This window comes from Bacillus sonorensis NBRC 101234 = KCTC 13918 (genome assembly GCF_001592005.1).
GTDB lineage: Bacteria > Bacillota > Bacilli > Bacillales > Bacillaceae > Bacillus > Bacillus sonorensis.
Genome location: NZ_BCVZ01000024.1, coordinates 15,528 through 37,438, shown reverse-complemented (window position 1 = coordinate 37,438; position 21,911 = coordinate 15,528). Strand labels below are relative to the sequence as shown.

At 45.3% G+C, this 21,911-nt stretch carries 22 protein-coding genes and 2 tRNA genes; all 24 read left to right on the top strand.

The annotated features are described in order from the left end of the window. The first annotated feature begins 7 nt into the window (after positions 1–7). The 24 genes from BTR1S_RS19055 to prkT all read left to right on the top strand — a co-directional run bounded on the left by BTR1S_RS19055 (position 8) and on the right by prkT (position 21,841). A complete protein-coding gene (locus BTR1S_RS19055; RefSeq protein ID WP_006640386.1) occupies positions 8–193 on the top strand; it encodes a small, acid-soluble spore protein, alpha/beta type in 186 nt (61 codons plus the stop codon). 175 nt (positions 194–368) lie between these two features. Beyond that, a complete protein-coding gene (gene ispE, locus BTR1S_RS19050) occupies positions 369–1,238 on the top strand; it encodes a 4-(cytidine 5'-diphospho)-2-C-methyl-D-erythritol kinase (protein WP_029418756.1) in 870 nt (289 codons plus the stop codon). A 56-nt stretch (positions 1,239–1,294) separates the two neighbouring features. Further along, positions 1,295–2,128, top strand: coding sequence for a pur operon repressor (purR, locus tag BTR1S_RS19045; RefSeq protein ID WP_006640388.1), 834 nt, complete (start codon positions 1,295–1,297; stop codon positions 2,126–2,128). A gap of 18 nt (positions 2,129–2,146) precedes the next feature. After that, entirely contained in the window at positions 2,147–2,524 is a 378-nt protein-coding gene (ridA, locus tag BTR1S_RS19040; protein ID WP_006640389.1) for a 2-iminobutanoate/2-iminopropanoate deaminase, read from the top strand. Between the two features lie 179 nt (positions 2,525–2,703). Then, on the top strand, positions 2,704–2,997 hold the full coding sequence (gene spoVG / locus BTR1S_RS19035) for a septation regulator SpoVG (protein WP_006640390.1): 294 nt from the start codon (positions 2,704–2,706) through the stop codon (positions 2,995–2,997). Positions 2,998–3,321: 324 nt separating this feature from the next. After that, complete coding sequence (glmU, locus tag BTR1S_RS19025; protein WP_006640392.1) at positions 3,322–4,692, top strand: bifunctional UDP-N-acetylglucosamine diphosphorylase/glucosamine-1-phosphate N-acetyltransferase GlmU; 1,371 nt, start codon at positions 3,322–3,324, stop codon at positions 4,690–4,692. Positions 4,693–4,712: 20 nt separating this feature from the next. After that, complete coding sequence (locus BTR1S_RS19020; RefSeq protein WP_006640393.1) at positions 4,713–5,666, top strand: ribose-phosphate diphosphokinase; 954 nt, start codon at positions 4,713–4,715, stop codon at positions 5,664–5,666. Between the two features lie 81 nt (positions 5,667–5,747). Then, complete coding sequence (locus BTR1S_RS19015) at positions 5,748–6,374, top strand: 50S ribosomal protein L25/general stress protein Ctc (RefSeq protein WP_029418754.1); 627 nt, start codon at positions 5,748–5,750, stop codon at positions 6,372–6,374. A gap of 112 nt (positions 6,375–6,486) precedes the next feature. Beyond that, positions 6,487–7,053 carry an aminoacyl-tRNA hydrolase gene (pth, locus tag BTR1S_RS19010; RefSeq protein ID WP_006640395.1) on the top strand — a complete coding sequence of 189 codons (567 nt, stop codon included), beginning with the start codon at positions 6,487–6,489 and terminating at the stop codon, positions 7,051–7,053. Positions 7,054–7,110: 57 nt separating this feature from the next. Next, a complete protein-coding gene (fin, locus tag BTR1S_RS19005) occupies positions 7,111–7,341 on the top strand; it encodes an anti-sigma-F factor Fin (RefSeq protein ID WP_006640396.1) in 231 nt (76 codons plus the stop codon). Between the two features lie 63 nt (positions 7,342–7,404). Further along, a complete protein-coding gene (mfd, locus tag BTR1S_RS19000; protein WP_029418753.1) occupies positions 7,405–10,938 on the top strand; it encodes a transcription-repair coupling factor in 3,534 nt (1,177 codons plus the stop codon). Between the two features lie 135 nt (positions 10,939–11,073). After that, positions 11,074–11,610, top strand: a complete 537-nt coding sequence (gene spoVT / locus BTR1S_RS18995) for a stage V sporulation protein T (protein WP_006640398.1) — start codon at positions 11,074–11,076, stop codon at positions 11,608–11,610. A gap of 213 nt (positions 11,611–11,823) precedes the next feature. Continuing rightward, positions 11,824–13,416 carry a putative polysaccharide biosynthesis protein gene (locus tag BTR1S_RS18990; RefSeq protein WP_006640399.1) on the top strand — a complete coding sequence of 531 codons (1,593 nt, stop codon included), beginning with the start codon at positions 11,824–11,826 and terminating at the stop codon, positions 13,414–13,416. After that, positions 13,406–14,890, top strand: a complete 1,485-nt coding sequence (yabN, locus tag BTR1S_RS18985; RefSeq protein ID WP_029418752.1) for a bifunctional methyltransferase/pyrophosphohydrolase YabN — start codon at positions 13,406–13,408, stop codon at positions 14,888–14,890. Before BTR1S_RS18990 ends, yabN begins: the two co-directional genes overlap by 11 nt. Continuing rightward, positions 14,880–15,143 (top strand): RNA-binding S4 domain-containing protein, encoded by a 264-nt coding sequence (locus BTR1S_RS18980; RefSeq protein ID WP_006640401.1) that lies wholly within the window; start codon positions 14,880–14,882, stop codon positions 15,141–15,143. Before yabN ends, BTR1S_RS18980 begins: the two co-directional genes overlap by 11 nt. 75 nt (positions 15,144–15,218) lie before the next feature. Then, on the top strand, positions 15,219–15,527 hold the full coding sequence (yabP, locus tag BTR1S_RS18975; RefSeq protein WP_006640402.1) for a sporulation protein YabP: 309 nt from the start codon (positions 15,219–15,221) through the stop codon (positions 15,525–15,527). Further along, positions 15,524–16,150 (top strand): spore cortex biosynthesis protein YabQ, encoded by a 627-nt coding sequence (yabQ, locus tag BTR1S_RS18970; RefSeq protein WP_006640403.1) that lies wholly within the window; start codon positions 15,524–15,526, stop codon positions 16,148–16,150. Before yabP ends, yabQ begins: the two co-directional genes overlap by 4 nt. Before the next feature lie 17 nt (positions 16,151–16,167). Next, positions 16,168–16,545: an FtsB family cell division protein gene (locus tag BTR1S_RS18965; protein WP_006640404.1), complete on the top strand. Its 378-nt coding sequence runs from the start codon at positions 16,168–16,170 to the stop codon at positions 16,543–16,545. A gap of 79 nt (positions 16,546–16,624) precedes the next feature. Then, positions 16,625–17,011, top strand: a complete 387-nt coding sequence (locus tag BTR1S_RS18960; RefSeq protein ID WP_006640405.1) for a S1 domain-containing RNA-binding protein — start codon at positions 16,625–16,627, stop codon at positions 17,009–17,011. Positions 17,012–17,164: 153 nt separating this feature from the next. Then, positions 17,165–17,238 (top strand) — tRNA-Met (locus tag BTR1S_RS18955). A gap of 10 nt (positions 17,239–17,248) precedes the next feature. Beyond that, positions 17,249–17,320: transfer RNA gene (locus BTR1S_RS18950), tRNA-Glu, on the top strand. A 219-nt stretch (positions 17,321–17,539) separates the two neighbouring features. After that, positions 17,540–20,029, top strand: coding sequence for a stage II sporulation protein E (gene spoIIE / locus BTR1S_RS18945; protein WP_006640406.1), 2,490 nt, complete (start codon positions 17,540–17,542; stop codon positions 20,027–20,029). Positions 20,030–20,100: 71 nt separating this feature from the next. Further along, complete coding sequence (locus tag BTR1S_RS18940) at positions 20,101–20,838, top strand: VWA domain-containing protein (RefSeq protein WP_029418751.1); 738 nt, start codon at positions 20,101–20,103, stop codon at positions 20,836–20,838. Continuing rightward, positions 20,804–21,841, top strand: a complete 1,038-nt coding sequence (prkT, locus tag BTR1S_RS18935) for a serine/threonine protein kinase PrkT (protein WP_006640408.1) — start codon at positions 20,804–20,806, stop codon at positions 21,839–21,841. Before BTR1S_RS18940 ends, prkT begins: the two co-directional genes overlap by 35 nt. Positions 21,842–21,911: the final 70 nt, after the last annotated feature.

The window sequence follows — 21,911 nt, the reverse complement described above, 5'->3', positions numbered from 1 at the left end:
GTTTCGCATGGGCAGACGTCGAAGCATCATGTCAGAAGAATTCAAATATGAATTGGCAAAAGATCTTGGGTTTTACGATACTGTCAAGAATGAAGGCTGGGGAGCGATTCGGGCCAGAGACGCCGGAAACATGGTGAAGCGGGCCATTGAATTAGCCGAACAGCATATGGCTCAAAATCAACAGAACCAGTAAAACGGTGACAAACGGAGGACGCTGCTGTCCTCCGTTTTTTGTTTAAAGAATCGGGCGGAGCGCATCCGGTAAGACGAGTCCTTTTGCCGCAGTACATGCATTTGTACGACCTGTACTTCAAAATATGTTACAATGTGGATACTTATGTTTAGATGGAGAAGTAGGTGAAAAAGGATTGCGTATTTTAGAGAAGGCGACGGCTAAAATCAATTTGTCTCTTGACGTCCGCGGCAAACGTCCTGACGGATACCATGAAGTTGAGATGGTTATGACGACGATTGATCTGGCGGATAGGGTTGAGTTAACGGAGCTGGCAGAAGATAAAATAACGGTTTCTTCCCATAACCGCTTTGTTCCGGATGACCAGCGGAATCTTGCTTATCAGGCTGCAATGCTGATGAAGAAACGGTACGGCATTAAAAAAGGCGTTTCCATTTTGATTACGAAGGTCATTCCGGTAGCTGCGGGACTGGCGGGGGGAAGCAGCGACGCCGCCGCAGTCCTCAGAGGCTTGAACCGCCTGTGGGATATGAAGCTTTCTGTAAATGAGCTTGCAGAGCTTGGCGCGGAGATCGGATCGGATGTCTCGTTTTGCGTTCACGGCGGAACGGCACTTGCAACAGGCAGAGGAGAAAAAATCCGCCACATTGAGACTCCTCCGCATTGCTGGGTCGTGCTTGCGAAACCGACGATCGGCGTATCGACCGCAGAGGTATACAGGCAGCTGAAGATCGACAGTGTTGAACATCCGGATGTACAGGGGATGATTTCCGCCATCGAAGAGAAAAATTTTCACAAGATGTGTGACAAGCTTGGAAATGTTCTCGAATCTGTTACATTAAACATGCATCCTGAAGTTGCGGTGATTAAAAATCAGATGAAGCGCTTTGGCGCGGATGCGGTATTAATGAGCGGAAGCGGTCCGACGGTGTTTGGGCTTGTCCAATATGAATCAAAAGTGCAAAGAATATATAACGGGTTAAGAGGGTTTTGCGATCAGGTATATGCAGTCCGGATGATCGGGGAACAAAATGACCTTGATTAAATCCGTATGTTAAGTTATATTATTTTTAAAAATATTCGGATTTTGGAGGTAAGTGCATGAAGTTTCGTCGAAGCGGCAGATTGGTGGATCTGACGAATTATTTGCTGACCCATCCGCATGTCTTAGTGCCATTAACCTTCTTTTCAGAACGGTATCAATCTGCTAAATCATCAATTAGTGAAGATTTAACCATCATTAAGCAGACCTTCGAGCAGCAGGGAATTGGAACGCTTCAGACGGTTCCCGGGGCAGCTGGGGGCGTTAAATATATTCCAAAGGTAAAACTTGGTGAGGCAGAGGAATTTATTAATGAACTCGGGGACTCATTGATTGATTCGGAACGTATTTTGCCCGGAGGCTACTTATATTTAACGGATATTCTCGGGAAACCGTCCGTGCTGACAAAGGCCGGGAAGATTTTCGCTTCCGCCTTTTCAGACAGGGAAATCGATGTCGTCATGACTGTGGCAACGAAAGGAATTCCTCTGGCATATGCGGTGGCCAGTTATTTGGACGTGCCCACAGTTGTCGTCAGAAAGGATAATAAGGTCACTGAAGGGTCAACGGTCAGCATTAATTATGTATCAGGTTCATCCAATCGCATACAGACAATGTCGCTTGCAAAACGCAGTTTAAAGACGGGATCACACGTTTTAATTATTGACGACTTTATGAAAGCGGGCGGAACGATCAATGGTATGATCAATTTGCTGGATGAATTCAATGCACATGTCGCCGGAATCGGCGTCCTTGTTGAAGCCCAGGGCGTGAAGGAGCGGCTGGTCGATGAGTATATGTCGCTTCTCACCCTTTCGGAAATTGATATGAAGGAAAAGAAGGTCAATATTCAAAACGGAAATTTTCAGCGGTTTTTTAAAGACAATGAATAAAGAATGGGGGAGTTTGAGATGACAAAGGTTGTGCAGACAAAAGAAGCGCCGGAAGCGATCGGACCATATACGCAGGGGATTATCGTAAATAACATGTTTTACAGCTCAGGACAAATCCCTTTAACTCCGGCCGGTGAAATGGTAAAAGGGGATATTACGGAACAGACGCATCAGGTTTTCCGCAATTTAAAAGCTGTCCTCAAGGAAGCGGGCGCTTCACTGGAAACCGTCGTCAAAGCGACTGTGTTTTTGGCTGACATGAATCAATTTGCAGAAGTTAACGAGGTCTATGGCCAGTATTTTCATGAGCATAAACCGGCGCGTTCCTGTGTGGAGGTTGCGCGGCTGCCAAAAGACGCGCTCGTTGAAATAGAAGTCATCGCCCTTGTGAAATAGTTGAATTTTTAAAAAGGTGGTTTTGGTTAGCAAAATCATCTTTTTTTGTTGGATTTTTGACAATTCAGTGTGTTTTTATCCCAATATTACAAAAATATTTTTAATTATGCAGGAAAACAAAAAAAGCCGTTGAATAATTACACTAATGTTTTTATATTGGGAAAAGGTGGTGAACTACTGTGGAAGTTACCGACGTAAGATTACGCCGCGTGAATACCGATGGTCGCATGAGAGCGATTGCATCCATCACGCTGGATCACGAATTTGTAGTGCATGACATTCGTGTAATTGATGGAAACAATGGTCTTTTCGTTGCGATGCCAAGTAAGCGTACACCTGATGGAGAATTTCGTGATATCGCTCATCCAATCAACTCAAGCACCCGCGGAAAAATTCAGGACGCGGTGTTAAATGAATATCATCGTTTGGGTGAAGTTGAGGAAATAGAATATGAAGAAGCTGGAGCTTCTTAAAAAAAAGAGGGCTTATGGAAGCCCTTTTTATTTTGCGGAAAAAATGATGAAATGAATAAAATGACAATATATGGTTGTTTTCTGCATATATCAGTAAATGGGTAAAAAGAACAAAGTGAGGGCCGGTATTCGCAGAGCACCGTTCTATCGGCGGATTTGTGTCCCATGGCCGGGATTCCCGCTTCAGGATGGAATTCCAGATGCAAGCTTGACATCCAAAAATTGCTTATTCTGTTTGCTGATTTCTCTTTTGGGCTTGCTTGAAATCAACTCATATTTAGGATATATTTTTCTATGGATAAAAGGGATAATGGAGGCCAATAAATGGATAAGCGGTTTGCAGTTGTTTTAGCAGCTGGTCAAGGAACGAGAATGAAATCAAAGTTATATAAAGTTCTTCATCCTGTTTGCGGAAAGCCGATGGTCGAGCATGTCGTCGATGAAGCTCTTAAGCTATCATTGACCAAACTTGTCACAATTGTCGGACATGGTGCGGAAGATGTCAAGAAGCAGCTGGGGAAAAAGAGCGAGTACGCTCTTCAGGCTGAACAGCTCGGTACGGCGCACGCTGTTAAGCAAGCCAAATCGATTCTTGCTGATGAAAAAGGAACGACGATCGTGATATGCGGGGATACACCGCTGTTAACGGCCGAGACGATGGAAGCCATGCTCCGGGAGCATCAGGAAAAAGGGGCAAAGGTTACAATTTTAACGGCGGTTGCAGAGGACCCGACAGGCTACGGGCGGATTATCCGTAATGAAAACGGCGACGTTGCGAAGATTGTCGAGCATAAAGATGCGACAGATGAGGAACGGCTTGTCAAAGAAATCAACACTGGGACTTACTGTTTTGATAATGAAGCTCTTTTCAGGACGATCGAGCAGGTGTCAAATGATAATGTCCAAGGGGAATACTATCTTCCGGATGTTATTGAAATCTTGAAAAATCAAGGTGAAACTGTTGCCGCTTATCAGACTGATAACTTCCAAGAAACGCTCGGCGTCAACGACAGAGTCGCTCTTTCTCAAGCAGAAAGATACATGAAGCGGCGCATCAACAAGCGACATATGCAAAATGGCGTCAGCTTAATCGATCCTGATCATACGTATATTTCACCTGAAGCTGTCATCGGCCGTGATACCGTCATCTATCCCGGAACTGTGATCAAAGGACGGGTGGTTATCGGCGAGGACACGGTTATCGGACAAAACAGCGAGCTGGAAAACAGCACGATCGGAAGCCGGACGGTCATTAAACAATCTGTGATCGTCGACAGCGAGATCGGCGATGATGTCACGATCGGTCCGTTTGCTCATATCAGACCCGACTCGAAAATCGGCAATCAAGTCAGAATCGGCAATTTTGTCGAAGTGAAGAAAGCGCAATTCGGTGATCGCAGCAAAGCCTCTCATTTAAGCTACATAGGGGATGCGGAAATTGGGACGGATGTCAATCTTGGCTGTGGTTCGATTACCGTTAATTATGATGGAAAAAATAAATTTATGACCAAAGTTGAAGACGGTGCTTTTGTCGGCTGCAACTCAAATTTGATCGCTCCAGTTACAATCGGCAAGGGAGCCTACGTAGCTGCGGGGTCAACAATAACGGACGATGTACCCGGCCAGGCTTTGTCTATTGCCAGAGCAAGACAGGTTAATAAGGAAGACTACGCTAAGAATAAGCACAAAAAATAATCCTAAATCGGAGGTTTACCATGTCTAATCAATATGAAGACGACAATTTGAAGATTTTTTCTTTAAACTCAAATCCGGTTCTTGCGGCCGAAATCGCAGAGATCGTCGGAGTAGAGCTGGGAAAGTGTTCTGTTAAACGTTTTAGCGACGGAGAAGTCCAAATCAATATCGAGGAAAGCATCCGCGGCTGTGACTGTTATGTCATTCAATCGACAAGCGCTCCGGTCAACGAGCATATCATGGAGCTTTTAATCATGGTTGATGCATTGAAACGCGCGTCTGCTAAAACGATTAACATTGTAATGCCTTATTACGGGTATGCCCGTCAGGACAGAAAAGCGCGCGCACGTGAGCCGATCACAGCTAAGCTGGTGGCGAACTTGCTCGAAACAGCCGGTGCCACCCGGGTGATTGCTCTTGACTTGCATGCGCCGCAAATTCAAGGCTTCTTTGATATACCGATTGATCATTTAATGGGTGTTCCGATTTTAGGAAGTTATTTTGAAGAGAAAAATTTAAAGGATATTGTTATCGTGTCTCCTGACCATGGCGGGGTGACTCGGGCGCGCAAGCTGGCCGACCGTCTGAAAGCGCCGATAGCGATTATTGATAAACGCCGTCCGAAGCCGAATGTGGCGGAAGTCATGAATATTATCGGACATATAGAAGGAAAAACAGCCATTTTAATCGATGACATCATCGATACGGCAGGAACGATTACGCTGGCGGCAAATGCGCTTGTCGAAAGCGGCGCCTCTGAAGTATATGCCTGCTGTACGCATCCAGTACTTTCCGGTCCGGCAATCGAAAGAATCAAAAATTCCAAGATTAAAGAGCTTGTTGTGACAAACAGCATCGAGCTTCCGGAAGAAAAGAAAATCGAAAAGTTCAAACAGCTTTCCGTAGCGCCGCTATTGGCGGAAGCGATTATTCGCGTTCATGAAAAACAATCTGTCAGCTTCCTGTTCGATTGATTTGCTCATTTTGGTTTAAAGTTTTGTCGTTATGGGTATGGTTTTAGAAAAAACCAATCTTACGATAGGATGGTGCTGAATATGGCAACTTTAAAAGCGGAAGAAAGAACAGGCTCCAGGCGTTCTTCTTTAAGGAGCATCCGGTCGGCCGGATTTGTGCCGGGTGTTGTATACGGGAAACATATAGGAAACAAGTCTGTTTCACTTGACAGTACCAAGCTTTTAAAAATTTTGCGTGACGAGGGAAAGAACACGATCATCAATCTGGATATAAACGGTGAACAGCATTCGGTCATGGTGGCTGAGATTCAGACGGACCCATTGAAAGATTCGATTGTACATGCTGATTTCAAAGTGGTTGATATGGAAGCGGAAATGGAAGCGGCCGTTCCCGTGAATCTGACGGGAGAAGCAGAGGGCGTCAAGCAGGGAGGCGTTCTCCAGCAGCCGCTTTACGAACTGTCGGTTACAGCCAAGCCGAAGAACATTCCTCAGGCCATTGAAGCCGATATTTCGCAGTTAGAAATCCATGGTGTGTTAACCGTCGGCGACATCAAACCGACGGGGGATTATTCATTTAACCATGAACCGGATGAAGTCGTCGCATCCATCGTCCCTCCTCAAAAGCAAGAGGAAACAGAAGCCGAATCAGCAGCTCAAGAAGTTGAGGAACCAGAAGAAAGCAATGCAGAGGGAAAAAATGAATAAATACGTAAGGCGTAATCCTCCCGCGGTTACGTCTTTTGTGCTAGAATGAGGAAATTAGGACGCTCCCCCTCATACTGGATGAGGCAGGGTTTTGATTAAGGGAGGATGTAGAATGCTTGTGTTTGCAGGATTGGGCAATCCGGGAAAAACATATGAGAAAACGAGGCACAACGTCGGTTTCATGACGATTGACGAGCTTTCAAAAGAATGGAATATTGCCCTTGATAAAACAAAATTTAACGGACAATATGGAATAGGATTTGTTTCCGGCAGAAAGGTTCTACTTGTTAAGCCGCTTACATATATGAACTTATCGGGAGAATGTTTGAGGCCGCTTTTGGATTATTACGAGATCCCGATTGAAAATCTGAAAGTGATTTATGATGATTTGGATCTTCCTGCCGGAAAAATCCGTCTCAGGGTTAAGGGAAGCGCAGGAGGGCACAATGGGATTAAATCAATGATTCAGCATCTCGGGACATCTGATTTTCACAGGATCAGGATCGGAATCGGCCGTCCTGTAAACGGTATGAAAATCGTCGATTATGTACTTGGTGCTTTTACGGCTGACGAGGAGCCGGCGATACAGGAAGCTGTTCAAAAAACGGTAAAAGCCTGTGAAGCTTCTTTGGAAAAACCTTTTTTAGAAGTAATGAATGAATTTAATGCAAAGGTATAATACGTATGGGAACGGATCATACTAGTCTTAAAAAGACTGGTTATTGGAGGTTCCCGTATGGCTTTGCATTATTACTGCCGCCATTGCGGCGTTAAAGTAGGAAGTCTTGACCATTCTTACGTACACAGTGAAAAATTGGGTTTTGACCACTTAACAAATGAGGAAAGAAACGATATGATTTCTTATAAAGATAATGGGGATTTACACGTGAAGACGATATGCGAAGATTGCCAGGAAGCGCTTGAACGGAATCCGGATTATCATCAATATCATTCGTTTATTCAATAAAAGCTTTGGTGTAGAGACTAGACCAAAGCATTTTTCTATTTGAGGAAGAGAGGAGGGGCTCATTTGAACAATATTCAATCCTATATTACGAAAAGCGACGATTTCAAATCCATCGTCAACGGTTTGAACGAAGGGCTGAAGGAACAGCTGCTTGCGGGGCTCTCCGGATCTGCCCGGTCCTTATTTACAGCCGCTCTTTCAAAAGAAACAAACCGGCCGGTATTTTTAATTACGCATAACCTTTATCAAGCTCAAAAAATTACAGACGATTTGACGGGGCTGATAAAAGATCAGCCTGTCCTTTTATATCCTGTTAATGAATTGATTTCATCCGAGATTGCTGTGGCAAGCCCTGAACTGCGTTCACAGAGGCTCGATGTTTTGAACAGGCTTGCGGCAGGAGAAACGCCGATTGTAGTGGCTCCGGCAGCCGCCGTCAGAAGAATGCTGCCCCCGGTGGAGGTATGGAAAAACAGCCAGATTCATTTGAAAACGGGACGGGATATCGATCCGGAAAAACTCCTTCAGACTCTCGTGCAAATTGGATATGAACGTACAGACATGGTTGCGGCTCCCGGTGAATTCAGCATTCGCGGGGGCATTATCGATGTTTATTCATTGACTGAAGACAATCCAATTCGTATTGAGCTGTTTGATACGGAGATCGATTCCATCCGCATTTTCAATTCAGATGACCAGCGTTCTTTGGAGTCGCGCGATGAAGTGACGATCGGTCCGGCAAAGGAGCTGATCGTGCGTGAAGAAGATCGGAAACGGGCGCTTGAACAAATGGATCAAGGTCTTGCCGCCAGCCTTAAAAAGCTGAAGCTCGATAAACAAAAGGAAATTCTCCATCAAAATATCGCGGAGGACAAAGAGCGGCTCACGGAAGGAAACATCAGCCAGGAGATGGTCAAATACCTTTCTTATTTTTATGAAAAGCCTGCTAGTTTGCTAGATTATTTTCCGAAACATACATTGCTCATTCTGGATGAAATCAGCCGCATCCATGAGATGGAAGAACAACTGCAAAAGGAAGAGGCCGAATGGATTACAAGTCTTCTTGAAGAAGGCAAAATTCTTCATGACATATCGATGTCATTTCCTTTTCATAGCCTCATATCAAAACAGTCTCGCCCGATTTTATACTATTCGCTGTTTTTACGGCATGTTCAGCATACAAGCCCGCAAAATATCGTGAATGTGTCGAGCAAGCAAATGCAAAACTTTCACGGTCAGATGAATGTGCTCAAAAATGAAATCGAACGGTTTAAAAAATCGAGATACACGACTGTTTTTCTTGGAGACAGCCCAGAGCGCGTCGAAAAACTCGCATCCGTTCTGTCGGATTATGAAATAGAAGCTGCTCAAGCGGATGAGAATACAGCGCTTGCCCAAGGCCAGATTTATATCATGGACGGCGGCCTCCAATCGGGATTTGAGCTTCCTCTGATGAAGCTTGCCGTCATCACTGAGGAAGAGCTCTTTAAAAAACGCGTGAAAAAACAGGCCCGTAAACAAAAACTGACGAATGCCGAGAGAATCAAAAGCTACTCTGAGCTCCAAGTCGGCGACTATGTCGTTCACGTCAACCATGGGATCGGAAAATATTTAGGTATTGAAACGCTTGAGATCAACGGAATCCACAAAGATTATTTAAACATTCATTACCAGGGAAGCGATAAGCTTTATGTGCCAGTCGATCAAATTGACCAGGTGCAAAAATATGTCGGTTCAGAAGGCAAGGAACCGAAGCTGTACAAACTGGGAGGAAGCGAATGGAAGCGCGTCAAGAAAAAGGTGGAATCGTCCGTTCAGGACATCGCCGATGACTTGATCAAGCTTTATGCGGAACGAGAGGCGAGCAAGGGATACGCGTTTTCTCCCGACCACGAAATGCAGCGCGAATTTGAAGCGGCTTTTCCTTATCAGGAGACAGAAGATCAGCTGAGATCGATCCAAGAAATTAAAAAAGATATGGAAAAAGAACGCCCGATGGACCGGCTGCTTTGCGGAGATGTCGGCTATGGAAAAACAGAGGTGGCCATAAGAGCGGCATTTAAAGCGATCGCCGACGGAAAACAGGTTGCTCTCCTCGTACCGACCACCATTTTGGCCCAGCAGCATTATGAAACGATTCAGGAGCGTTTTCAGGATTATCCGATCAACATTGGTCTGCTTAGCCGATTCCGGACGCGGAAAGAGGCGACGGAAACGATTAAAGGCCTGAAAAACGGTACAGTCGATATTGTCATCGGAACTCACAGGCTTTTATCAAAAGATGTCGTGTACAAAGATCTCGGACTGCTCATCATTGATGAAGAACAAAGGTTTGGTGTCACGCATAAAGAAAAAATTAAACGAATTAAAGCGAATGTCGATGTTTTGACTTTAACAGCGACTCCAATCCCGAGAACCCTTCATATGTCCATGCTCGGGGTCAGAGACTTATCAGTCATTGAAACGCCGCCGGAAAACCGTTTTCCAGTACAGACATATGTTGTCGAATACAATGGCGCTTTGGTGCGGGAAGCGATTGAGCGCGAACTTGCCAGAGGGGGCCAAGTATACTTTCTGTACAACCGCGTCGAGGACATTGAAAGAAAAGCCGAAGAAATTTCAATGCTCGTGCCTGATGCGAAGGTGGCGTATGCCCACGGAAAAATGACGGAAAATGAACTGGAATCTGTCATGCTTAACTTTTTAGAGGGAGAATCAGACGTTCTCGTCAGCACGACGATTATTGAAACAGGCGTTGATATTCCGAATGTCAATACGCTGATCGTCTATGATGCAGACAAGATGGGGCTTTCCCAGCTTTATCAGCTGAGAGGGCGCGTCGGCCGCTCCAACAGGGTTGCATATGCGTACTTTACGTATCGAAAAGACAAAGTTCTGACTGAGGTAGCGGAAAAAAGGCTTCAAGCCATTAAAGAATTCACGGAGCTTGGATCAGGCTTTAAAATTGCGATGCGCGATTTGACGATCCGCGGCGCCGGCAACCTGCTGGGCGCTCAGCAGCATGGCTTCATAGATTCCGTCGGTTTTGATTTATACTCGCAAATGCTGAAGGAAGCGATAGAGGCCCGAAAAGGAGACGCGCCGCAGGTCGAACGGTTTGAACCGGAAATCGATTTAGAGCTTGACGCGTATATTCCGCAAACATATGTGACGGACGGCAAGCAAAAAATAGATATGTATAAACGGTTCAGATCGGTTGCAACCATTGAAGAAAAAGATGAGCTTCAGGATGAAATGATCGACCGTTTTGGCGAATATCCGAAAGAGGTCGAATATTTATTTGCCATCGCGGAAATGAAAGTATATGCCATAAAAGAGCGCGTTGAGCTGATCAAACAGGATAAAGACGCCGTCAGACTGACGATCGATGAAAAGGCGAGCGCTGAAATCGACGGACAAAAGCTGTTTGAGCTTGGCAGCAAATACGGCAGGCAGATCGGCCTCGGGATGGAAGGCAAGAAATTAAAAATCTCGATTCAGATTAAAAACCGCAAGCCGGAAGAATGGCTCGCAACCTTGCTGGATATTCTGAAAGGCTTGGAAAACGTCAAAAAACAAACGATTGCTTCATCGTAAAAATTTGTTGCTTCTCGCGTATATTACATTTGATGTGACGGATACTAAAATCAATCAAGAGTGGAGAGTGTTAGGAAATGCACAGCTCTGTTTTATCCACCAGATATATCATCAAATGAAAGAGAGGCAGCACAGATGAAAGCAACTGGTATCGTACGTCGAATTGATGATTTAGGACGGGTCGTGATCCCTAAGGAAATACGGAGGACATTGCGGATTCGCGAGGGAGACCCGCTGGAAATATTCGTTGACCGCGATGGCGAGGTTATTTTAAAAAAGTATTCTCCCATCAGCGAGCTTGGCGATTTTGCAAAGGAATATGCAGACGCCCTTTATGACAGCATGGGCCATTCCGTCTTGATTTGTGACAGGGATGTGTATATTGCCGTATCAGGAAGCTCTAAAAAAGACTATTTAAATAAGTCCATCAGTGACATGATCGAAAAAGTAATGGATCAGCGCAACTCTGTATTAGACGGTGATGCAAAAACGATTCAGCTGATTGACGGCATTGACGAAGAAGTCGCTTCCTATACGGTCGGACCGATTGTTGCGAACGGTGACCCGATCGGAGCCGTTGTGATTTTTTCAAAAGACCAGTCAATTGGAGAAGTGGAGCATAAGGCAGTTGAAACCGCCGCTGGTTTTTTGGCGCGCCAAATGGAACAATAGGTCTTATTCCTTTTATTTTGTCATTCCTGTTCACCCGGGCAGGAATGGCGAAACTTGCTTTTGATATAAGTGTAAACGAGCTGGAACAGCACCCCTTTGGGCTGTTCTTTTTTTAGTTGCCTATGATGGAGGGGGCTGCGGCGCGGGATATGGTATAATAAGCACGTTTCGTTGTGTTTTTCCAAAGAAAAGCACATTGGAAGGAGCTTGCAGATGGGCTTTTTAAACGGCCAAAGCAGCCGGCTTTGGCAAGGCGCCTTTGTATTATCATTGGCGGGAATTTTATCTAAAATATTAAGCGCTGTATACAGAGTGCCTTTTCAAAATATAGTGGGAGACGTCGGCTTCTATATTTTTCAGCAAGTGTATCCCATGATAGGAATTTCGGTGATGCTAGTGACTTCAGGCTTTCCGGTCATCATTTCAAAGCTGCTGAATGATTTTGGGGCGGAAAGCCAAACCAAAATCATTCGTGTATCCATGCTGTTTATATCCGGTGTGGCTATCAGTTTTTTTCTCCTGCTGTTTGCAGGAGCGAAAGGCATTGCAGGATTGATGGGCGACCCGGGTTTAGCCGAAGTTATACGCGCCGCCTCTTATTCTTATTTGCTGATTCCGTTCGTATCAATATTCAGAGGTTATTTTCAAGGAAATGAGCTGATGATGCCGACGGCATTTTCTCAAATCGGTGAGCAGATGTTCCGGGTTGCCGCCATCCTCTGCTTTACATGGTGGCTCGTCAACAATGGCTATACTTTATATGATGCGGGGGCTGGCGCGGCCTTTGGATCTCTTGTCGGAGGCCTTACGGCGCTCTTCATTTTGGGGCTGTGTTGGATCAAGAGGGAAAGGAACCGTTCAAAAGGGCGGGCTGAGGCTGAGACGAAGACCATATTGAAACAGCTTTGCCTGTATACGGTCACCATCTGTGTCACCAGCCTCATGATGATACTTATTCAGCTTGTAGATGCCTTAAACTTATATTCCCTTCTGGCCGGTCAGGGGATGGACGAGATGGAGGCAAAACACACAAAAGGCGTATACGACAGGGGGCAGCCGCTGTTGCAATTGGGAACCGTTTTTGCAGCGGGCATTGCGACGGCTCTTGTCCCGTCCCTTACAAAGGCGAAGAAACAGCAGGAGATGACGGCTGTTCAAGAAAAAACACAATATTCATTGAAAATGAGCTTGGTCATCGGAATAGGAGCGGCGATGGGCCTGATTTGCATTTTGGAGCCGGTCAATGTCATGCTGTTTAAAAACAGTGAAGGAACGGCAGCCCTTCAAATTTTCAGCGTATCGATCTTTTTTGCGTCGCTTGCCATGACCATTACTGCCGTTTTGCAAGGATTTGGAGACACTGTTTATCCGGCCGTCGCCGTTTTAGCCGGCTTTTTCTTCAAGATTGTTCTGAATGTCGTGCTGATCCCTGTCCTCGGTATTGCCGGAGCGGCCTTGGCTACTGTGATATCGTTTGCCGCAGTCGCCGGTCTCAACCTTTTCCGTCTGAAAAGGACAGGTTTGATTCGTTTTTCGGATTGCAGAATCGGCGGCATGTTCATCTCCGCTTTGATCATGTCCGCCGTATTGATCATTTGGCTTTACACGTTTGAAGCGGTGATACCGCATGAAGGCAGATGGATCTCCGCAATTGAAAGCCTGACAGCCGTGTTCATCGGTGGAGCTGTCTTTTTATACAGCATCTTAAAGTGCCGCGTGTTTTCCGATAAAGAACTTGAGCTTGTGCCTTTTGGAAACAAGCTGATTACATTAAACAAGAAAGGGGCAGCCGAAAATGGCAGGTAAAATAACAGTTGTCGGCCTCGGGGCGGGCGATATGAACCAATTAACCCTCGGCGTATACAAGCGCCTCACCCAGGCTGAGGCGCTCTATGTCAGGACAAAAGATCATCCTTTAATAGAAGAGCTGAAGAACGAAATCCCATCGATGTATTTCTTTGATGAAGTGTATGAGAAACACGACGGATTTGAAGAGGTTTATGAAGAAATCGTTGAAACGCTTTTTCAAAAAGCGCAGGATCAGGACGTGCTTTACGCCGTGCCTGGGCATCCGTTTGTCGCTGAAAAAACCGTTCAGCTTTTGCTTGAGGGGCAAAGTCGTCATCAGGTTGAAGTCGCGGTGGAGGGAGGACACAGCTTTCTTGATGCGACATTCAATGCCTTGCAGATCGACCCGATCGAAGGATTTCAGTTTGTTGACGCCGTCCAATTTTCAGCGGATGAAATCGAGCTCAGCCATCATTTGATCATTAGCCAGGTTTATGACCAGATGACGGCTTCCGAAGTGAAGCTGACTTTAATGGAAAAGCTTCCCGACGATTATGAAATCGTTATTGTCACGGCAGCGGGAAGCAGCCTGGAAGAGACCAGAAGAGTGCCTCTTTATGAGCTGGACAGGAGCGTCGGCATCAACAATTTGACGAGCATCTATGTGCCGCCTGTCAAAGACGAAGCCCTCCTGCATCAGGAATTTTCGATGTTCCGCCGCGTCATTCGGGAACTGCGCGGGCCTGACGGCTGTCCTTGGGATCGGAAACAAACCCACCAGTCATTGAAAAAATACTTAATAGAAGAATGCTATGAAGTGCTCGAAGCCATCGATGAGGAGGACCCGGATCACCTGGTTGAAGAATTGGGAGATGTCATGCTGCAAGTCCTTCTCCATGCGCAGATCGGGGAAGATGACGGCTTCTTTACAATCGATGATGTCATAGCCGGAATCACCGGGAAAATGATCAGAAGGCATCCGCATGTCTTTGGAAACATCACTGTACGTGATGAGGCTGACGTCGTGAAAAACTGGGAAGATATTAAAAAGCAAGAAAAACAGACTGCCCAAAAGTCCCTTCTTGACGATATTCCCAAGCCGCTGCCTGCGCTTTCAAAAGCAAACCAGCTTCAGAAAAAAGCGGCTAAGACCGGGTTTGACTGGTCTGATGTAAAAGATATGTGGAACAAAGTCAATGAAGAAATGAAAGAATTTTCTTTCGAAGTTTCCGACGCCGAACCTCATGCTAAGAAAATCAAGGAAGAATTCGGCGACCTTTTATTTGCTCTCGTCAATGTCGGCAGATACTATAAAATAGAACCGGAAGAAGCGCTTGCGATGACGAACTCCAAGTTTTACAGAAGGTTCACCTACATTGAACAAGCGGCGAAGCGTTCCGGTAAAGACCTTGAAAGCATGACATTGGAAGAAATGGACGAACTTTGGAATGAAGCGAAAGAAATCGAAAGGAGCGATAGCCATGAGACTTGATAAATTTCTAAAAGTGTCAAGACTGATCAAAAGACGCACCTTGGCAAAAGAAGTGGCAGACCAAGGGAGAATCACGGTAAACGGCAACCAGGCGAAAGCGAGCACTGACATAAAAGCGGGAGACGAGCTTGAAGTGCGTTTCGGCCAAAAGCTCGTCACCGTCAGGGTCAATGAATTAAAAGATACGACGAAAAAAGAGGAAGCCGCAAATATGTACACCGTCCTGAAGGAAGAAAAGCTCGGAGGAGAATAGGCTTGTTCTAAAAAAATCCCCCCTCTCATACAATGCAGTAACGAATCTTAGCATGAGGATATGGGGGATGAATAGATGAGTTTATATTATGATCAGCACAACCCTTCCGGCGGGTCATCTGCTCCTGAGCATAATGTAATGATGAAGGGCCGCAAGCTGTTAGATATTTCAGGCGTCAAGCAGGTTGAGAGTTTTGACAATGAAGAATTTTTGCTGGAAACGGTGATGGGGATGCTTGCTGTCAGAGGCGAAAATTTGCAAATGAAAAATCTGGATGTTGAAAAAGGCGTTGTCTCCATTAAAGGCAGGGTGCTTGATCTCGTCTATTTGGATGAGCAGCAGGGGGAGAAAGCTAAAGGGTTTTTTAGCAAGTTGTTTAAATGACGCTGACGACGCAGTTCTACACGATGCTGGCCATGGCCGGAATGGGGGCATGGCTGGGCGCTTCCCTTGATACTTACACCCGTTTTGTCATTCGTTCGAACACGGCAAGATGGCTTTTGTTCATACACGACCTTTTGTTTTGGATGGTACAAGGCCTCCTTTTTTTCTACGTCCTCCTGAGCGTGAACGAAGGGGAGTTCCGAATTTATATTCTGTTGGCCGTGCTGCTCGGGTTTGCCGCTTATCAAAGCCTTTTTAAACGAATCTATCTCAAAATACTGGATTGGATGATTTCATTCTTTGTTTTGATCTGCCGAATATTCGGAAAAATGATGCGGATGATGGTGTTCCGCCCTATTGTGTGGACATTTTACGCCATTTTTGCGACGATTCTATTTACGATGAGAAATATATATGTTCTTTTTCGTTTTTTTGCGTTATCTTTATATAAGATCATAAAAATTGTCTGCTACCCGATCTATGTGTTGATGCGCCAATGCTTCAGACTTCTTCCCGCCCGTATCCGGCATGCGGTGAAGCGCTTTTTTCAAAAGGGAGCAGGATTTTTAAAAAAGGGAAAGAAACTATTCATAACGATCCAAACGAAATTTTTGAAAAAGTGAAGGGAGGCCGTCTGGAATTGAACGATTCTAGGAAACGAAATATTTCTCAAATACAGAATGAATATAAAGAACAGATGGAACGGAAACAGCAGTATCTGAAACGAAAAAGACGCGGTCTTTACAGACGGTTGACGGTATTTGGGGCGGTTGCGCTGCTGGCGGCGATCGTGTTTGCCGGCTCGCTTTGGTCACAGACTTCGGATATCAATGCGAAAGAAGAGAAAAAAGCGCAGCTTTTGAAACAATTGGATCAACTGGAAGCAAAAAAAGCGGATTTAAAGGATGAGATAGTCAAACTAAAAGACGAGGACTATGTTGCCGAGCTTGCCAGAAAGGATTATTACTTATCAAAGGATGGCGAAATCATCTTCAAGTTTGATGAGAAGAGCAAGTAGCCTTGTTGACACTTATTTTTTTCTTTATGTATAATTAAAGAAATGATCTTTTTTAAGTCTAAGGAGGAGCACTTTTTTTATGTCGATTGAAGTTGGCAGCAAGTTGCAAGGGAAAGTAACAGGTATTACAAATTTTGGAGCGTTTGTTGAATTGCCTGGAGGATCAACAGGTCTTGTTCATATCAGTGAAGTCGCCGATAATTACGTGAAGGACATTAATGATCACCTGAAGGTCGGAGACCAGGTAGAGGTTAAAGTCATCAATGTTGAAAAAGATGGAAAAATCGGCTTGTCCATCAAAAAGGCTGTAGACCGTCCTCAATCAAGACCAAGAAACGATTTCCGCTCTAAAGAAACGTTTGAACAGAAAATGAATAAGTTTTTAAAAGATAGTGAAGATCGCTTATCGTCTCTAAAACGCAACACGGAATCAAAACGTGGAGGGCGCGGAGCAAGAAGAGGTTAACTTGCTGCTTTCTATATATACGAAAGGCATTCGTCTTATCCCTACGGATGCCTTTTTTATTATTTATAAAAATTTTATTCAATTTTCTATTGACGGAGCGGACAAACCTTTGTATTATAGAACTTGTGCGTTAAACGAACAAACGAATAACATGGCGGTGTAGCTCAGCTGGCTAGAGCGTACGGTTCATACCCGTGAGGTCGGGGGTTCGATCCCCTCCGCCGCTACTTTTATGAAGGCCCGTTGGTCAAGTGGTTAAGACACCGCCCTTTCACGGCGGTAACACGGGTTCGAATCCCGTACGGGTCATAGTGAAAACCGGTTTCGATCAGAAACCGGTTTTTTGGTGCGGAAAAATAGCCGAATATGCAAAATAGCGAGAATGAACTCGACTTACCAAGAGAGATTGACGCTTTCTACAGAAACCGTCGAAGAGTTCTTTCAATTCGTTACCTTCTTTTGACAAAATCCTATTTCATCTTTCGTTATAATGGCAAGCAACGAATAAAACAGGTGGGAGATGAGAGCATGGAAAAAGCGGAAAGAAGAGTTAACAGCCCAATGGCGGGGCCTGTTGTTCAAAAAATGTATGCATGGTTTGGCAAAATGACAAAACTCATGATGCAGCACTTGTATTCGCTCTTTTTTTATAAAGGCCTTATCTACATGATCATCGGCTTTTTATTGGGACGGGCCTTCATTCTGTCAGAGGTGATTCCTTTTGCTCTTCCATTCTTCGGAGCGATGCTTTTAATTAAGAAGGACAAGGCCTTGATGGCGTGTCTGGCGCTGCTTGCGGGAGCTGTAAGCATATCCCCGCAGCATTCGTTATTTGTTCTCGCAGCGCTTGTCGCATTTGCGATATGTTCAAAAATGACCTCTCTTATTATAAAAGACCGTGTCAGAACGTTGCCTGTCGTCGTGTTTTTGTCAATGGCTCTGACAAGGTGCTGTTTCGTCTATGCTCAATATGGTACGGTTTCAAGCTATCATTACATTATGGCTTTTGTGGAAGCCGGTTTGTCGTTTATATTAACGTTGATTTTTTTGCAAAGTCTGCCGATTGTCACGTCTAAGCGGGCGAAACAATCATTGAAAATTGAGGAAATCATTTGCTTTATGATTTTAATCGCCTCTGTTCTCACCGGCTTTACCGGAGTTTCATTTCAAGGCATGCAGGCTGAACTGATATTGGCCCGCTATGTCGTGCTGACCTTCGCGTTTATCGGCGGAGCCAGCATCGGCTGTACAGTCGGGGTTGTGACAGGGCTGATTCTCAGTCTTTCAAATATCGGCAATTTATATCAGATGAGCCTGCTGGCTTTTTCAGGCTTGCTTGGCGGCCTTTTAAAAGAAGGGAAAAAAGCGGGTGCCGCGGTCGGCCTGCTGATCGGATCCCTCTTGATTTCGCTCTATGGCGAGGGTTCGGCCGAGCTTGTACCGACGCTTTATGAATCGCTGATCGCGATCGCCCTGTTTCTGTTGACACCTCAGTCGCTTACAAAAAAAATGGCCAAATATATTCCCGGCACGACAGAGCATGCACAGGAACAGCAGCAATACGCAAGAAAAATCCGGGATGTCACGGCTCAAAAAGTCGATCAATTTTCAAATGTTTTCCAAGCCTTATCTGACAGTTTTTCCACATTTTATCACGCGGTTCCTGAAGAAGAAGGCAAAGAGAAAGAAATTGACTTGTTTTTAAGCGCTGTGACGGAACATTCCTGTCAATCGTGCTATAAGAAAAATAAATGCTGGGTTCAGAACTTTGATAAAACATATGATTTAATGAAGCGGGTTATGCAAGAAACGGAGGAAAAGCAATATTATAAAAACCGCAAGCTGAAAAAAGAATTTCATCAGCACTGTTCAAAATCAAAACAGGTTGAAGCATTAATAGAGGATGAACTCACGCATTTCAGAGCCAATCAGACATTAAAGCAAAAAGTTCATGACAGCAGGCGGCTCGTTGCGGAACAGCTTTTGGGCGTATCCCAGGTAATGGCCGACTTTTCTCGGGAAATAAAAAGGGAAAGGGAACAGCATTTCATCCAGGAAGAACAAATCAGGGAAGCGCTGCAGCACTTTGGAATTGAAATTCAGCAAGTCGAAATCTACAGTCTTGATCAAGGAAACATTGATATTGAAATGAGCATTCCGTTTTGCAACGGGCACGGAGAATGTGAAAAAATCGTCGCCCCGATGCTTTCCGATATTTTAGAAGAGCAAATTATCGTCAAGGCTGAACAATGCGCCGGACACCCGAACGGGTACTGTCATGTCGCCTTCGGCTCAGCGAAATCTTACCGGGTGTCAACAGGTGCGGCCCATGCGGCGAAAGGCGGCGGCCTCGTCTCCGGCGACAGCTACAATATGATGGAACTTGGCGCGGGCAAGTATGCCGCGGCCATCAGCGACGGCATGGGGAACGGCGCAAGAGCACACTTTGAAAGCAATGAAACGATCAAGCTTCTTGAGAAAATCCTTCAGTCGGGAATTGATGAAAAAGTCGCGATTAAAACGATTAACAGCATCCTTTCATTAAGAACGACTGATGAGATTTACTCGACGTTGGATTTATCCATCATCGATTTGCAGGATGCAAGCTGCAAGTTTTTAAAAATCGGATCAACGCCAAGCTTTATTAAGCGGGCTGATCAAATTATCAAAATTCAGGCGAGCAATCTGCCGATCGGCATTATTACCGAATTTGACGTGGATGTCGTCAGCGAGCAGCTGAAAGCCGGGGATATACTGGTCATGATGAGCGACGGCATTTTTGAAGGCCCGAGACATGTTGAAAATCATGACCTTTGGATGAAGCGAAAGCTGAAATCGCTCAAAACCGAAGACCCTCAAGAAATAGCTGATTTAATCATGGAAGAAGTGATTCGGACAAGGTCGGGGCTCATAGAGGATGACATGACGGTGATCGTCATTAAGATTGATCATAATACACCGAAATGGGCTTCAATCCCGGCGCCCGCTTTTTTCCAAAAGAGCCAAGAGATTTCTTAGCATTCGTATAAATCAGATTTCTTCTGGCGATGATGGAATTAGATAGATATCTTTGTCCAGGAGGAATCAATATGAAAAAGGGGCATTTGAATCAAATTCTGCTGATCACCGACGGCTGTTCAAACCGGGGTGAAGATCCGCAGGCTATGGCAGCCTTTGCGAAAGAGCAGGGAATAACCGTCAATGTCATCGGGATTATGGATGAACATTCAATGGATCAAGAAGCAATGAAGGAAGTCGAAGGAATCGCCCTTGCTGGAGGCGGAGTTCATCAAGTTGTCTATACATCACAGCTTTCGCAGACGGTGCAGATGGTCACGAAGAAAGCGATGACTCAGACGCTCCAAGGCGTTGTCAACAATGAACTCAAACAAATTCTCGGAAAACATACGGAAATGGATGAACTGCCTCCCGATAAACGAGGCGAAGTCATGGAGGTCGTTGACGAGCTCGGTGAAACCGTTCATTTGCACGTCCTGGTGCTGGTTGATACGAGCGCAAGCATGAATCCGAAGCTTCCGACAGTCAAAGAAGCTTTGATCGATCTGTCCATCAGTTTGAATTCACGGATCGGTGATAACGAATTTGCGGTGTTTATATTTCCCGGGAAAAAACAAGAGGTTGAACTTGTGCTGGATTGGACGCCAAAGTTTGAATCCCTTTCTTCAATATTTTCCAAGCTTTCTGCTGGAGGTATTACGCCGACAGGTCCGGCAATCCGGGAGGCGATCCAGCATTTCAAGAAAATCGGCTCAAGAAGGGGCATGTTAGAAGATGATGAAAGACGCTTCGACGAGTTTGGCGGGTAGTTTAAAGCCGGGTTCATCCATTGTTGGAAAGTGGAACAATCATTCCTACAAGATCATCAGACAGCTTGGAAAAGGGGCGAATGGCGTTGTTTATCTGGCTGATTCAAAAAGAGGCCGCGTAGCTTTAAAAGTCAGTGATGACAGCCTATCGATTACCTCGGAAGTGAATGTTCTAAAATCTTTCTCAAAGGCCCAGGCGAGAGCAATGGGGCCTTCTTTTTTTGACGTTGATGATATGCCGGCGCCAAATAGCGGCAAAAAACTTTCATTTTATGTAATGGAATATATTGAAGGTCCGCTTCTTTTACGCTATATCACCGAAAAAGGGGAAGAATGGATTCCCGTATTGATCAGTCAGCTTCTGTCAAATTTATCAATCATCCATCGCGAAGGGTGGGTGTTTGGTGATTTAAAGCCTGAAAATCTGATTGTGACAGGGCCCCCGGCAACGATCCGCTGCATCGATGTCGGCGGGACGACAAAGGAAGGCCGGGCCATCAAGGAATATACTGAGTTTTTCGACAGAGGCTATTGGGAATGCGGGACACGTAAAGCAGAACCTTCATATGATTTGTTTTCCGTCGCTATGATCATGGTGAACTGCGTGACGAAGAAGGAGTTTAAAAAAGCCGGAAATCCGATGAACCAGCTTCTTTCGGTCATTGACAGCCATCCATTTTTAAAAGAATACAAAACGGTATTGGTATCGGCTTTAAAAGGAGCGTACAAAACGGCGGATGAAATGAAGAACGATCTGCTTGAGGCGGGCCGTCCCGCCGGCACACAAAGTTCGCGTCCATCCAGAACAGCGCGCTCTTCTTCAATGGCCGCCTCACCGAACAGCGCGGGGCAAAAACGGCCGGGCGCGTCGCAGCCCCGGTCGAGAAGCGGCCGAAAACTGCAAAAAAAGCGCCAGTCGCAAGGCGGCACGTTTGAAACGCTGCTGATTGTCGTCAGTGTGCTTGCTCTCTACTTCGCTTATATTGTGCTCTTTTTCATTTAAGCAGATCATGCGGCGATAGCTCTTCTTTGCAGGGACAGTTTGAAAGTGTTAGGATATTTATATCTTTTGA

Excerpts from the sequence above, each read along its gene's own strand:
- BTR1S_RS18980 (WP_006640401.1), top strand. The coding sequence starts at position 14,880 with ATGAGACTTGATAAATTTCTAAAAGTGTCAAGACTGATCAAAAGACGC.
- BTR1S_RS18960 (WP_006640405.1), top strand. The coding sequence starts at position 16,625 with ATGTCGATTGAAGTTGGCAGCAAGTTGCAAGGGAAAGTAACAGGTATT.
- ridA (WP_006640389.1), top strand. The coding sequence starts at position 2,147 with ATGACAAAGGTTGTGCAGACAAAAGAAGCGCCGGAAGCGATCGGACCA.
- pth (WP_006640395.1), top strand. The coding sequence starts at position 6,487 with ATGCTTGTGTTTGCAGGATTGGGCAATCCGGGAAAAACATATGAGAAA.
- purR (WP_006640388.1), top strand. The coding sequence starts at position 1,295 with ATGAAGTTTCGTCGAAGCGGCAGATTGGTGGATCTGACGAATTATTTG.
- prkT (WP_006640408.1), top strand. The coding sequence starts at position 20,804 with ATGATGAAAGACGCTTCGACGAGTTTGGCGGGTAGTTTAAAGCCGGGT.
- yabP (WP_006640402.1), top strand. The coding sequence starts at position 15,219 with ATGAGTTTATATTATGATCAGCACAACCCTTCCGGCGGGTCATCTGCT.
- BTR1S_RS18940 (WP_029418751.1), top strand. The coding sequence starts at position 20,101 with ATGAAAAAGGGGCATTTGAATCAAATTCTGCTGATCACCGACGGCTGT.
- yabN (WP_029418752.1), top strand. The coding sequence starts at position 13,406 with ATGGCAGGTAAAATAACAGTTGTCGGCCTCGGGGCGGGCGATATGAAC.
- BTR1S_RS18990 (WP_006640399.1), top strand. The coding sequence starts at position 11,824 with ATGGGCTTTTTAAACGGCCAAAGCAGCCGGCTTTGGCAAGGCGCCTTT.
- BTR1S_RS19055 (WP_006640386.1), top strand. The coding sequence starts at position 8 with ATGGGCAGACGTCGAAGCATCATGTCAGAAGAATTCAAATATGAATTG.
- glmU (WP_006640392.1), top strand. The coding sequence starts at position 3,322 with ATGGATAAGCGGTTTGCAGTTGTTTTAGCAGCTGGTCAAGGAACGAGA.
- yabQ (WP_006640403.1), top strand. The coding sequence starts at position 15,524 with ATGACGCTGACGACGCAGTTCTACACGATGCTGGCCATGGCCGGAATG.
- spoIIE (WP_006640406.1), top strand. The coding sequence starts at position 17,540 with ATGGAAAAAGCGGAAAGAAGAGTTAACAGCCCAATGGCGGGGCCTGTT.
- BTR1S_RS19015 (WP_029418754.1), top strand. The coding sequence starts at position 5,748 with ATGGCAACTTTAAAAGCGGAAGAAAGAACAGGCTCCAGGCGTTCTTCT.
- fin (WP_006640396.1), top strand. The coding sequence starts at position 7,111 with ATGGCTTTGCATTATTACTGCCGCCATTGCGGCGTTAAAGTAGGAAGT.
- BTR1S_RS19020 (WP_006640393.1), top strand. The coding sequence starts at position 4,713 with ATGTCTAATCAATATGAAGACGACAATTTGAAGATTTTTTCTTTAAAC.
- spoVT (WP_006640398.1), top strand. The coding sequence starts at position 11,074 with ATGAAAGCAACTGGTATCGTACGTCGAATTGATGATTTAGGACGGGTC.